Below are 14612 nucleotides of genomic sequence, written 5' to 3'. Positions count from 1 at the left end.
TGGTTTTGGAACAAGTGAAAATGGCAAACTGATTGCTAAAAATGCTGGTGATCATACAGCGACAATCACTTTAAAAAGTGATCCAAGTATTACTAATACTTTTGCTTATACGATTTCTAATGTACCAGTCACTGCTGGTATTACTTCAATTAAAAATAATGATAAAGAAAGTTCTAAATTTGTTTATGGTGATCGTATTGATGTAAATGTAGATGTATCTGGGGCTACTGGTAAACAAATGGCTTTATATTATCAAGATAGTAATGGTAAATTGACACAATTAAGTGAACCTGTCACGATTAATGAAGATAAAACTTATCAGTTAAGTTATGATACAAGCACTAAAAAACTTCCTGTTAGTGATGATTTAACGATCGTTGTTCGTTTTATTGATGATGATAGCAGTGTTATTAGAGATAGTGGCAAAATCAGTTTAGGAAAAAAACAGCTAACAGCTTCAATTACAGGAACATTAACTAAAAAATATGATGGAACTAATACTCCTTCAAGTGATGTAAAATTGCAGTTAAATGGTATTTTAAATAATGAAGCAAGCGTAACTGGAGATATTGCATATTCTGATTCTCAAGTAGGAAATCAAAACTTAACAGTTAAGAATTTTAAAGTTAATTTTGTAAACGGTGCTGATAGTTATTATACTAAACTAAATGTACCAACTGCTGCTGGAGAGATTGTTAAAGCAAGTATTTCTAATCCTGAAAATCGAGAAATGACAGTTACCAATAATCTAGAACAAACTTATCATTATGATTTGACACAGTTATTACCATCTTTGTCAGGTAATCAAACATTAGGAAAGGCGACTTATACATTAAAAAATATTTCTTTAGGTGATTACTATAATAGTGGTGCTAAAATAGAAAGTGATAGTTTATCTTTACCAGTTTTAGCGGTAAATAGTAATCAAGAAAAAGAAATTGGAACAATTACAGTAACTGTAAAATCTACCAATTTTAATGATTTCGATGTTAAGATCAAGGTGTTAAGTAACAATAAAAAGATACCAAGTGGAACAGTTTCAACAAATGGAACCCTTACTTATGGTCAATCATTAAATGATTTAGCTATTAGTGCCAATATGGTTGATCCAGTTACTAAAGAAGAAGTATCTGGTACGATCAAATGGTTAAATAGTGATGTTGTATTGGATGCTGGAAAATACTACTCAGTAGAATGGATATTTACTCCTAGTGACACTAACTATGCAACAGTTAGCGGTTTTGAAGAAGTAGATGTAGCTAAAAAAGTTGTTAAAGCTACTTTAGCTATTGAAGGTAATCCGACAAAAGAATATGATGGAACAACTAGTTTACCAGCACAAGCTAAAATTGTTGTAAGTAATGTTGAAGGAATTTTAGAAAATGATAAAGTTCAAGTTGGTGGACAGATTGTTGCTGATTATAAAAGTGCAAATGCCGGAGAAAAAGAAATTAATATTTCTGGAGTAACTTTGGTTGGTGATAAAGTAAATAATTATCAATTAGAAGTGGCAACATCATTGACAGTTGACATGGGAATAACACCAGCTAAAGTTAAAGTACCACAAAACTTAGATGTAGAAAAATTAGAAGCTGGAAAACCGTTATCATCAATCACTTTAAAAGGTACTTTTACTGGAGTAAATGGTGAAGTATTGTCAGGAACACTAGCATGGGAAAATCCAGATATGACATATCAAGCTGGTAGTCATGAAGTTAGTTGGGTATTTACCCCAGAATCATCAAATTACGAGGCAATTAAAGGAACAGTTGAAATTACAGTTATTAAAGCAACTGATCCCGATGATGATAAACCAGTAATCGATGACCCAGTTGAAAATCCCGATGACGATAAACCAGTAATCGATGATCCAGTTGAAGGTCCAGATGATGATAAACCGGTAGTGGATGAACCGGTTACGGATATCCCATCTCAAGATGAAAATGATCCTAAAGTTGAAATAGTTGATCAAAATAATCAAACTACGCAAAATAAAACAGAATCAACTTCTAAAAAACCAACTTCATCTGTAGCCACTGGTGATGACACTAATCTATTAGTTTCATTAGAATTAATGGCTTTAACTAGCGTGATAGCGGGATGCTGTTATGTTGTAAAAAGACGTTATCTAAAATAAATAGTAATTTATAAACAGTTGTAATTAAAGTTATTATTACAACTGTTTTTCTTATGAAAAAATTAAGAAAAAAGTAAGATTTAGATGAAAAAAATATGATAAACTATTGATAATTCAATCGTTTTTTAATGGTGTTTCTAAAAGACAAAATACGCTACTATTATTGACAATTATACAGTTTAAAGAGTATACTTTAAGTAATATATGTCGAAAAAAAGAGGTTAGAAAAATGGAAAAAATTAGCCCTGTAAAATACAATAAAATGCATTGTACTAGATGTGGCGAATTTACTACGGCTGATTTAGTTGCCTTTAATTTTAGTAAATTGTTTGCGCTTGCAATTGAAAATACCAATGATGAAACTTGGCAATCATTAGTAAGACTAGATTTAAAATTTTATTATACGATTCGTGATATTTGTCAAGAAATGCATTATGTTTTAAATACCAAAAAATTAGGAAAATTAAATTTAACAGTACGCCAGGTAATTAAACAATTAGAGTTTTTAATGAAACCGGCTACTTTTGAAGAAATAAAAAATAATCATCGTAATAGTCATTTATATAATAATTTATTTGAAACAATTTCTTCTAATCACAGCAGCTTTGATGAAAAAATGGCCGATATCGAAAAGCTGGTGCAAACCTTAATGTCACATCAATTAAATGATGTGATCATTTCAATACCATTACAAATAATTTTAGATAAAGATGATCTAGGTAACGAGATGCCAATTGGTATACGTTATGTAATTGGTGAAAAAATATACGAAGACTTTAATCGTGTTTGTCCGCGCTGTGGTGAAGTGTTTGATGGTCAGGCTGGTTATTATCGTGAATATATTATTGGTTTAGCTGGTTTGGCGCGAGTGGGAAAAACGGCTTATATTGCCTCACTTATTGATAGATTAAAAAAATTTAGTGATGATAATTTTATTTCGATTGCTAAAGAAAACTATGAAAAGAATGATAGTTTTATAAAATTTAATGATGAGATAGTTTCTAAATATCATCAAGGACAAATTATCAGTAAGACAGCAGTGGAAAATACTGATGAAATACCGTTAGTTTATCTATCACTAAAAATTAAAGGTGAAGACTATAATTTTGTTTTTGTTGATATGCCAGGTGAAGTGTTTGATAGTGATGGTGATGAAGGAATTGATTTCATTAGTGAAAAAAGACATATTTTAAAAAGTGCCGATGCTATTTGGTGTTGTGTTGAACCGGCGATGTTTAATAATAAATATCATAATTTAAAATACAGCAGGGCAAATAATACTAAAATCGATCAGTTAGCTAATTTAGCAAATACTCTAAATAATCTATATCCAGCTAAAACACCTGCTTGTATCATTGTTACTCAAAGTGATTTATTAAAAAATGATTATCCTAATTTATATCAGCCACAAACTAATGTAATGCAAGAATATTTGATCGAGGGTCAAATTTTAAATCTTAATCAAGTAAATGAATTTGTTAGTTCAACGAGAGATTTTGTCAAGCAGATGCTTAGCTTTGAAGCAACGATCGGTGATATTTTTGAAGGCTTTTCAATGTTTTCAATTGCTTCGTATGGATATGATGTAAATGATGATAAATTAACAGGTCAAAATATTGCTCCTTCAATGGTAGAATTACCATTTATTTGGACATTGGCTAGTTTAGGCTGTTTAGAGGCTAAAAAAATCAATGTTAATAAAAATATTTTTGGTAAAGAAAAAGAAACAATTGAAGATATTATAGATAAAAAAGAATTGTATATTTGAGGTAAAAGTAAATGAATTCTTTAAAAAGAATAGTAGAAAAACAAAAAATTAAAGAAGTTAATAATGATATGACTTATAAATTTATCGCTATTTCTATAGTAGCAGGGTTATTAGTGTTTGCTTATTGGACAAGTATTCATGGTTTTGGTTTTATTCCTGGTTTAGGATTGATTTTTAATGAAGTTTTACGTTTCTTTAATAATCTAGTGGAAACTTTGTCTAATTGGTTATTTCAGTTATTAGCCAATTTATAAATATTAAGTTTTGTTAGTTAGGGGGAAAGAAGATGGCATTTCATAAAGTACATTGTCCAGTTTGTGGAAGGGTAATGGATGCAAGTGAATTAGCATTTGATTTTGGTGACTTAATCAATATTGCTTTAGAAAAAACAAAAAATAGACATTTTGGTTCGAGTGAAGAATGGTATGATTTAACGGGGTTAAAGTTATGTTTATATTTAACATTAGAGGATCTAGTCAAGGAGTATGGCTTTAAACAAAGTGGCGATAATACTTATCGCGGAAATTTTGTTTTTACAACTGATGATCTTGGAAAACACTTGATTAAGATTGCTAACACCACTCGAGCAACGATTGATATTTTAGTAAGCAGTGTTGATAATATTGAATATGAAAATTTAACACATTTTATGGCTAAATCTCATGATGATGATATTGACGAATTAGCTGAAAAAATTCAAGATATTGCTAATCGGGTTAAAAATAACAAAGGAGTTGTCATTGCCAGCTTTGATGTAATCGTTAAAATGCAAGATGATGATCAGGGAAACTCTTTTGCTAATAAGTTAGAAGTAACTTTTGATGATAAAAGAACTAAAAATATTTCAAAATTTGTTTGTCGGGGTAAGGATGGGTTCCCATGTGGTAAAGAATTATATGGTCATGCTGGCAGATATAAAGAAATTATTATCGGTCTAGCGGGAACTGCCAGAGTTGGGAAAACGGCTTATTTAGCGGCATTATTAGCTAGTATCATGCGTGAAGGTGATGGGATTGATACATTAGGGCATGATCAAAATGTACTAATCAATATTGCTTATTCAGGTGATGGCTGGAAGGCATTTAAAGCCGATTTGTTAGAACCGTATGTATATGGTAAAAAGATTGCTAAAACACCAGTATTACGGGATATGTCATCAGATAATAAAGAAGCCGTACCGTTATTTTCGATGACCTTTAAAGTAAATAATCGTAAAAATTATATCTTTACATTTATTGATATGCCAGGTGAAGTGTATGATGATGCAATTGGCAATGAATCTGGTGCTGATTTTGTTACGGCACAGCGGGAAATTATTCGTTCAGCAGATATGATCTGGTTATGTATTGCCCCTTCACAAATTGCCAAAAAGCATATCGTAGCTACAGCCGATCAGGTAAATATTAATATTATGGAAGCATTTGCCAACATTGAAAAAACAATGCAGGCAATTTCAATGACTAAAAAAATTCCGACAGCGGTTTTAATTACTCGTAGTGATGAGGCAACTGAAGAATACGGAATTTTTAATCCAGGATTTAATCCTTTTGCTTCTGTTAAAAATCCCATGCAATATTTAAATAATAAAACAATTAATTCCCCATGGGTCAATGAAAATGGAATCTTATTTTATAGTAATATGAAATGGTTTATTGATAAATCATTTAAATATTTAAATTTAACACCGGCAATTCCAGCGACAATTGAAAATATTTTTGGCAGCTTTACACCTTTAGCAGTTGCTTCTTATGGATTTTCAGTAGATAATCCTTTAGCCGATAAAGGCAGTGGCAGCAATTTGCCAATTCCTTCAATGATCGAAGGTCCATTTTTGTGGACATTAGCGGCGCTTGGAATAATTCCAGTGTATAAAGAAGAAATTGTCACTAAACAAAGAAAGAAAATGTTTGGTTTAGTTACTGAAACATATCAGGAAATTGAAAATGTTTTAGTAACACCAGATCAAATTGGCAAGATTTTTTACTATCCAAGTCAAGTTAAATAATAATTCGTAGAGGGGGGATAATATGCAATTATTATATGCAAACGATGGAATTAACTATCGAACCATCAGTAAATCACCAGATTTAACAAGCGGCGTAGAAAGAGCATTATTAGAATCTTATTTAAAATATGATTTTATTACTTATCGTGATAATTATACTAGTGTTGCTAATGAACCAGAAGCAATTACTTATGCCATCAGCAATCTAAATAATGAGTTATCTAAAAATTGTTTGATCATTACTAAAGCGGGGCACATGAGCAATTTTGCAACACCGTGTTATTATTTCCATGCTTTGATTGAAAATGTTGATGATGAATTTTTTAAGGAACAGTTTTTTGAAATTTTCAATTATCAATTTGTAAAAGATGAGGATGTAAGTATTTATAATCATCAAAATATCGATGAATATCAGTTTGCTAAAAAACAATTTAATGAAAATTGTTTATCCGATGAGCAATTGATTACTATCTTAGCATCGTTTATGAATAATGAAAAAAGTAATAAAAAAACTAAAATAATTGTTGATACTAAAGGGGATAATTATAATTGGCGAACTCGTCAGATCTTAGCATCAATATATCGCTATCTGCCTTATGAATTAAGAAAAAGATATGGTTTTTTAACTTACAGTAAAGAAGATGAAAGCGGCAGTGGGAAAGTTGCTTTTGTCTTATATCCTTATGAAGAAGTTAAAACAATCAATGATAGTTATATTAAATTAGATGATGTTAATTTGGAAGCTTTAACTGCCAAAATTGATAAACGATTAATTAATTATGCGCACTATTTAGTTAGTGAACTTGACGATGAAGGGCGGAAAGCTCATTTTGAAAAATTATCGAAAATCGCAAAAAACGGCCGTTTAAAAATTAGTGATTGTGTAAGTTATTATGCTAATCTTCAAAAATGGTTACAAGGAACTCAAGAAAAACTATTACCAGAATGGATCAATTATGTTGATCAAAATAGTTTCCGTAAAGGTCCTTTATATGAAATGTTAGTTGGTGTAATTAAAACTAAAGTAGATAATATCTATTATAATTATTATTTATTTGAAAATTTATTTAAATTATATAATGAAAATTTAACTTCGTTATCTTTGCAAGCTGCTAAAACAATTCGTTTTGCTGATTGTATTGATGGTTTAACGATTGATCATAATCGTCTAATTAGCTGGTATTTAGATAGTTTGAAAAATAAAATAAATAGTAGCAGTCAAGATGTTAATACATTACTTAGCTTAAAAAAATTATTAGCCCAAGAAATCAATAGTTTAAAAAACGTAGATATCGGTTCATTGCAGTTAAAACAGATCATTAATGAATTAATTAATTTATTAACTAAAAAAATTAGTGAGATAGATACTAAATTGGAAACCAATTTGATTGCTGAAGGTGATCAAATTGGTCGTGAGATTGCTTCAATGACTAATATGAATATTCAAGAATTTACGACGGCTATTATGAAAATTAATGCAAAAATGGTTTTTGGGGAAAATAAGATCGTTTTAAGTTCTGGAATCAAAGAATGGTTTGAGGATTATTTAAATAGCGGTGATTTTAATGAAGTGAAGATCAATGAAAGCAATAGTTCATTAGAAACATTGAAAGATGTCTTGGAAGCTGATGATTATCAACAATTTAAAAATATCTTAAAAACTAAAGCAGATGAACTTGCAAAATTAAAAGCTGCAATGATCTATGAAATCAGCGATCTTTCAAGTGTCTTAAAAGCTTATCGATTAATGCAAAAATATGTTGATAAAGGAGTTATTAAAGCTGACGATCATTTGAAAGTTATTTTTGGAAGTGATGGTTATGCAATTGAAGCAGCGAAACTAAAATCAATTTTAGAGTTTATTCTGGTACCATCAGTATTAGATACTTCATTGATTGGTGGGCTTAAACAACTATTAAATTTAAGATTATTATCAGTAGCGCATTTTCCATATTTAATGCAAGTAATCGATGATGAATATTTAATTAAGAAAATTGTTGATTATTATTTTAAAGGTTTTGAACCAATTGAAATATCTGGTAATTATGTATTTAATGTCTTAAATCAATATCATCCTGAAATTGTAAAGAAAATTAGTGAATATTACGTAGAAGATGGACGGATTGAACCACGGACTTTTGTGGAATTAGCTCAAAGAGGTAATAAAAAACGCAGTTTTTATGAAAATGATTTTATAGACGATGATTTTAATCAAGAAAAAAATAAAAAGAAAGGCTTTGGCAAGCTGTTTAAAAGATAAGGTTGATTGTGATGGAATATATATTTGAAGAAACTTTAAGCAGTTTAAAGGATTTAAAACATATTGAATGGTTTTTAAACCATCGTAGTCAATATGAATTTATTACAGTAGAAAGTCAAAATCTACTAAATTCACTGCTTGATAAAATTACTAAAAAAAATATCTTTTATTCAGATATTATTAATGAATATAATCAGCTAGTCAAAATTTTTGAAAATAATCCATTTAATTATCAATATGATGTTTTAGAAAATAATAATGCTGTTACTAGTAAACATACGACTAATTATTTTATTAAGATCAGTGATAAAGATAAAAGACAATATATCGTTGCTTATCAATATTTACTAGATAATCCAGTTGAATATAATTTAGATAAAATGAAAGAAAAATTTAATAAAAAGCTGTTACAAGATCGCCAAGTTGTAAATGACAATTTTGAAGCAGTTGATCAACATTATAAACGTTATTGGCAGGGTGATGTTTGCAATGCAATGGGTAGATATCAGCAGGTTGGTTATGGTAAAGATTATCATTTGGTAAAAAAAGTTATCTATTTTTTGATTTATAATTTTTTATTAATCAGAATTATCCATGAAACTCAGTTTATCAATGTTGTTACTCATTTCTGGCAATATTTTTCTGACTCTTATGATGTACTGTATTCAGCTAATTATGTGTTTTTTGGTTTTAAATATTTAGGAATCTTAGCACTAGTTTTAACGGCATATTTTATCTATTTGGATGTTTATTATATTTATGGGTTATATTATCTATTTTTTGTCAAAAGAAAATTTGATAACGTTTATCATCATCATCAGGATACTCTAAAATACTATCAGCAGTTTTTAGATGACTGGAAAAGATGTAAGCAGGGAGGATTATCAAATAAACTAGAAAAATTTAGACACCGAAATTCAACTTATCTCCCATTGATTGAAAAATCAAGTTATCATTATAACTTTCATCAATCAAAACTGGTTAAAGAAGATGGAAAAACGATAAATCGACCCGTTATTATTAACGAAAAGGTACCAAAAGCTAAATTTTATAAATCGCCAGTTGAACGGCAATGGATAAAATTGGTGTTATTATTAATATTTGTAGAAGCTATTTGTAATACTGCAAGTATTATTCAGTATTTACAGTAGGAGGGATGAAAATTGAAAAGAAAAATAGGATTATTAATACTAACTATTTCAATGGCCTTAACACTCATGGTCATACCTTCTTTTGCCGTTGACGGTAAAGAAGATCGTGCTTTGGACGTTGTTTTAGTATTAGATCAATCAGGCTCGATGAAAGAAAACGATCCTGATGGTTTGATGAAAGATGCCGCAAAAACATTTATTTCGATGTTGCCTTTACAAAGCCGAGCTAATATTATCACTTTTAATCGTAGTCGCACTAAATGGAAAGACGGATTAACGAGTTTAGATGATAACTCCAAGATTAATTCAGCGGCTAAATGGATCGATGATGTTAAATATACCGGAGATACTGATATGTCTAATGCTGTCGCTGATGCCATTGAAATGTTTGATGTTAATGATGGTCGAGTTCATGCAATTTTGCTTCTTTCTGATGGACGCAATGATTTTGGTTATGAACTAGATAAAGAAAAAGAAAGTGATGCTCGTTTAAATCAAGCATTAGTAACAGCTAAGAATTCGGGAATTCAAATTTATTGTATTGGCTATGGTGATGAAATGGCAAATACTAACGATACTCCATATCAAAAATTAGACAGTATCGCAATTGCCAATTCCCAAAATCGTATTACTACCAAAACCGATGCTTCATCAATTGGTGATTATTTTAATATCGTAATTGCGGAATTAATGGGTTCTAATACGGTTACTGTAGTTGATAACGAGATTCAAATTGCTCCTAATGTAAAAGAAGCTAACATCAATATTACTAGTAATAGTAAGCTTGGTAACGCGGGAATTAGCTTGATTAATAGTGATGGTGATGAAGTTGATTTCAAAGACGATCAAGTAGCTAGATTATATATGTATGAATATAGTTGTGTAATCAAGCTCTATGATCCTAAACCCGGTAAATATATTATTGAAACTAATCAGGATGTCTTAATTTCAGCGACATATATTCCTTATTATGATTATGTTTTAGAAAATAAAATCCTTGATAGTAATGGTAATGAAGTAGATCATATAAACAATGGTGATACTTTTACGATTGAAACAGTTATTAATCAAGATGGTAAACCAGTAACAACAGCAGATACTTATGCAAATTTAAATGCTAAAGTTGTTGTAACAGCTAAAGATACTAAAGAAAGTCAAGAAGTGCCATTAAGTTTTGTTAATGGTAGACTAACAGCTAAGATGCAATTAGATCATGTAGCAACTTATGGTCTGGATGTTTTGGTTGAATCTGATTCATTTAAATTAAATGATTATCTTGAAATTCAAGCTGATAAACAGCCAATAGCTATTGATAAAAAGAAATTTGAAAATAAAATTGGTGAACAAACGCTTGATAAAACATTTAAGAGTAGTGTTACCAAAGATATTTCCATGAAAACATTAAATAGTGTCATTGATGATCCTGATGATGTTGGTTTTGAAGTAACTGAAGTAAAATCAAATAATCCTGATGATGTTGAAGCTAAATTAACTAAAAACGGTTTAACATTAACTGGGAAAAACTGGGGTTCAGCAACAGTAACTCTTACTTATGAAGATGAAATGGGAAATACCGTTGAAAGTTCATTTGCTGTTAAAGTCGTTGATAAAGCATTAGTTGTGTTTTTTGCGGCAATACCATTTTTAATCGGATTAATTATTTTAGGAATTGTAATTTTAATATTAAGAAAATCAAGATTAATTAAAGGAACATTTACAATTACAAATATTACTGTTGAAAATGATCTTGAATCTTATGCAATTGGAACGATTAAAGAATACCCAAGCAATATTTTCTTAAAACGTAAGAAAACATTAGCAACCGGTATAATGCAATATGTTCAGGATATTTATAATGAAACAGCAAATGAAAAAACATATACTTTATATAATTTATTACAACAAAATAATACCATTAAAAAAGCTTTAGAATCAGTTAAGTTTATTGGTACTTATCTTGGTCGCAATGGATGTAAGATCGTTGTTAAAAATCCAAATGTTTCTTACAACAATAATATGCAATACGGAATGAAAATCAAGGAATCATGGAAACAAACTAAAGATTTTACTGTTTATGTCAAAGATGAAACAGGATTAGTTTTATGCATTAATGGAACATATCGTTCATCAATATTGATGAAAAAAGATTCGTTTGATCCAAATATGGAAATGTTTAATCAAAACGATCCAAATCCAAACAAAGATTCATTCAATGATTTTGACGATTTTACATTTTAAAAAATAATAGTAAAGAGAGGGATAGATATGGCTTTAAGTCAGCTAAAGAAAGATAAATTAAAAGAATTAGAACTTAATCATAGTGGAGTGGCTTTTGTAAGCGAAAAATCTCACGTAAAACCTAATCCAACGATCATTATCAGTTTAGGTGGTCTTGGCGGTAAGACTGCCAATATGTTAAAAGGAAAGTTTGAAAGGGAAATTGGACAATCTGATAAAGTATTTTTTAGATTATTAGATACCGATATTGATGATGCTGATAAAATCTCTAAAATAAAAAAAGATGGAACAAAAAACTCTGATCCTAATGCTAATATGGATGCCGGAGAAACAGTTTCTTTATATGACCCAATTATCAATCAGTTATTATACAAAGAATCAATTCCGCAAAATATCAAAGCCTGGTTAAGTCCTAGCTTGATTGGAACGCCACTTAGAAACGATGGGGCCCAGCAAGTAAGACAAATTGGTCGGGCAATGTTAGTTAATGATACGGTTTATCATAATATTCGTGTTAAATTCCATACGGTAATTAATAATGCTATTTCTAAAGCTAATGAAATCAACGGTAATGTTGACGTTATTGTGATTGCTGGAATCTCTGGAGGTACCGGTTCTGGAACAGTTATTGATATTCCATATATGATCCATGATATTTTTAATGAATTAGGATTTATTAAATATACACTTGCCGGGTATATTTATACTCCTGATGCTCAGTTTGAAGTAGAAGGAATCAAAAATAACGAAAATATTAAATTAAACTTACAAACTAACGGATATGCAGCTTTAAAAGAAATTGATTATTTCATGAATATTGAAGATACTGGCAGCAACTATAATTTGAAACTGGGAGTTGGAGAAGTAAATTCCAATCGCAATATTTTCTCTACCTGTACTTTGATTTCCGGTTATTCAGAATCCGGAGGAATCAATTCACTGGATATTACGATGGGACGTTTAACTGATCAATTGATGGATATGTTAACGGATATTTCTTTTGTTGATGGAAATGGACAGCCAGTCCAGTTAGCTCATTCATTGATGAGCAATGAACAGGCAATGTTAAAAGCCTGGTTTGTCAATCATCCAAACCGTAAAGATTTCCACCGTTATGCTTCATATAAATATCAGGTATTAGGATATAATGCTATCAAGATTCCTCGTGATGAAATTTTGGCATACTGTGTTAATAAGATTTATGAAAATGTACTAGCAGAATTCATGAATTTTAAAAATGTTAATAAAGGCATGATGGATGAAGTATATACAACTGTCGGTATTGATAATATTGTTTCAGTAAGACAGATGGCAATTACGATCAATCCTAAAAATCCAATTAATCGAAATATTGTCGTTGAAGAAGTAATCAGAAAAAATATGATCAAAGATAATCCAATGTACGGTTATAATTTAGCCAGCAATTATGCTAATCATTATGCCCAGAATATTACTAATGCATATCGGGCTCAGTTTGAAAGTAAATTATTTGAAGAATTATCAAAACAGATTGATCATATCTTTAATACTTATGGTCCTTATGTAGCTTTAAAAGCAATCAAGCATCAGTCAATTGAAGCGGGAGTAGGTAATCCAGGTGATGATCCATTTTCAGGAATTGAAGAACAATTACTGAATTTAAGTAATCAGTTCAAACAGCAGGCTAATAATGCCCGTAATACATTTAATAATGGCGGTCAACAACGAATTGTTCAATTAGCTAATGGGGCAACTGGAATGCTGGCTGGTAAAAAAGAAATGGGACAGTATAAAGATGCCTGCACTAAATTAGCGGTAATCACTAATATTGATGCGCCTTTATATGAAATGATTGCTGATGGTTTATATAATGTTGCTGTCAAGATCAATAATTTAAATAATGAAATTTTTGATGTCTATACTTCAGTACTTACGGAAATTCAACGAATCTTAAATCAGGATGGTCAATATTTTGCCCAAAGCAGTAAGGAAACAGTAGGCAATACAACTCACTATTCGGTAAATATTTTAGCCAGCGGTGAAGGAAAAGCTAAACGATTGGAAAAATATCTTGAAAGTTTTATCTCAACGGTATCAGTTGGGGAGTTAGCGAAAAACTTTATTGATACAATGCGTAATAACCGGGAAAAATGGATTGCTCAAAATAGTGAAGATGATTTTGATGTAGTCAGCGAAGTTCGGGAATTAATGGATGAATGTTTAACTCATAACAACATGAAAACTGATATCATTGAAAAATTCGTAGCTGTTGCCTATAACAACCAGGATCTTACCGCAGCTGAATTAGATGCTATCTGGGATAACAATGAGCCTGGTTCACCAAAGATGGATGCTTTAAATACCGCAGCCAGAGAAATTTATAATGCTTTATCTCATGGGGCTAAAACATTGGCTCAATCAACGAATATTTCGTTTAAACAGTTTACTTCACAAATATATATTGGAACTTTAGCGGATACACCATTATTATCAAAAATATTAGGTGATATCATTACTGCAAATGGCAGTACGCCAGCGACAAGTAACGCTAAAAATAAATTTATCGTTACTCAAAGATATGTTAATTTACCAATGTATATTTTAAAGGGAATGGAAAAATTTGACGAACAGTATAATCAAAATGCCAGCGCGGGAAGACACATGGATGAAAATAAAGAAAACTGGAGTCGATTCCCTAATCCATATACAATCGATAGCGTAGCAAAAGATATTTCCGCTCGTCATGAAGTACCGGAAACTATAAAAAATAACGTTGATTATAAGCTGTTAATGAAAGTTAAAGCTGAAGTTGATGAGGGAATTGACAAGCTACATTCAATTAAATCATATATCGATGAAACAACTAACAAAGGAGTCATTGAATTATTAGATATCGTTCAAGAACCGGATGAAGATGAATTTAAACAGGTATTAACTAAACAGATCAAAAGAAATCGTCCATTTGATTTAGTTGATTTTATGAAAGCAAATGGATATTTGATCAATACAGTTTTAGTTAGCACTGGTGATACCGATATTGATTTAAGAATTCGTGATCTAAACAATGACGTAAC

8 protein-coding genes are annotated in these 14612 nt (G+C 30.3%); all 8 read left to right on the top strand.

Going from position 1 to position 14612, the window contains the following annotated elements:
* Positions 1–2137: YDG domain-containing protein (locus J7M77_RS01805; protein WP_296875400.1), on the top strand; the 2137-nt coding region annotated here is incomplete at its 5' end.
* Positions 2138–2366: 229 nt separating this feature from the next.
* Entirely contained in the window at positions 2367–3905 is a 1539-nt protein-coding gene (locus J7M77_RS01800) for a hypothetical protein (RefSeq protein ID WP_296875398.1), read from the top strand.
* Between the two features lie 11 nt (positions 3906–3916).
* Complete coding sequence (locus J7M77_RS01795) at positions 3917–4159, top strand: hypothetical protein (RefSeq protein ID WP_296875397.1); 243 nt, start codon at positions 3917–3919, stop codon at positions 4157–4159.
* A 32-nt stretch (positions 4160–4191) separates the two neighbouring features.
* A complete protein-coding gene (locus J7M77_RS01790) occupies positions 4192–5910 on the top strand; it encodes a hypothetical protein (RefSeq protein ID WP_296875396.1) in 1719 nt (572 codons plus the stop codon).
* Between the two features lie 22 nt (positions 5911–5932).
* A complete protein-coding gene (locus tag J7M77_RS01785; RefSeq protein WP_296875394.1) occupies positions 5933–8170 on the top strand; it encodes a hypothetical protein in 2238 nt (745 codons plus the stop codon).
* 11 nt (positions 8171–8181) lie between these two features.
* The gene (locus tag J7M77_RS01780; protein WP_296875392.1) at positions 8182–9321 is read left to right on the top strand and encodes a hypothetical protein; all 1140 of its coding nucleotides are present in this window, start codon (positions 8182–8184) and stop codon (positions 9319–9321) included.
* A gap of 12 nt (positions 9322–9333) precedes the next feature.
* On the top strand, positions 9334–11559 hold the full coding sequence (locus J7M77_RS01775) for a vWA domain-containing protein (protein WP_296875390.1): 2226 nt from the start codon (positions 9334–9336) through the stop codon (positions 11557–11559).
* A 27-nt stretch (positions 11560–11586) separates the two neighbouring features.
* A partial coding sequence (locus J7M77_RS01770) for a tubulin-like doman-containing protein (RefSeq protein WP_296875389.1) occupies positions 11587–14612 on the top strand: 3026 nt, incomplete at its 3' end.

It is taken from the genome of Thomasclavelia sp. (assembly GCF_017889095.1).
Taxonomy (GTDB): Bacteria; Bacillota_I; Bacilli_A; order Erysipelotrichales; family Coprobacillaceae; genus Thomasclavelia.
The sequence above is the reverse complement of the archived record's forward strand: the minus strand, read 5'-3'. Positions and strand labels throughout refer to the sequence as shown.

What these genes read in the sequence shown, in the direction of transcription:
- J7M77_RS01790 (WP_296875396.1), top strand. Translation starts at nt 4,192, where the DNA reads ATGGCATTTCATAAAGTACATTGTCCAGTTTGTGGAAGGGTAATGGAT.
- J7M77_RS01785 (WP_296875394.1), top strand. Translation starts at nt 5,933, where the DNA reads ATGCAATTATTATATGCAAACGATGGAATTAACTATCGAACCATCAGT.
- J7M77_RS01800 (WP_296875398.1), top strand. Translation starts at nt 2,367, where the DNA reads ATGGAAAAAATTAGCCCTGTAAAATACAATAAAATGCATTGTACTAGA.
- J7M77_RS01780 (WP_296875392.1), top strand. Translation starts at nt 8,182, where the DNA reads ATGGAATATATATTTGAAGAAACTTTAAGCAGTTTAAAGGATTTAAAA.
- J7M77_RS01795 (WP_296875397.1), top strand. Translation starts at nt 3,917, where the DNA reads ATGAATTCTTTAAAAAGAATAGTAGAAAAACAAAAAATTAAAGAAGTT.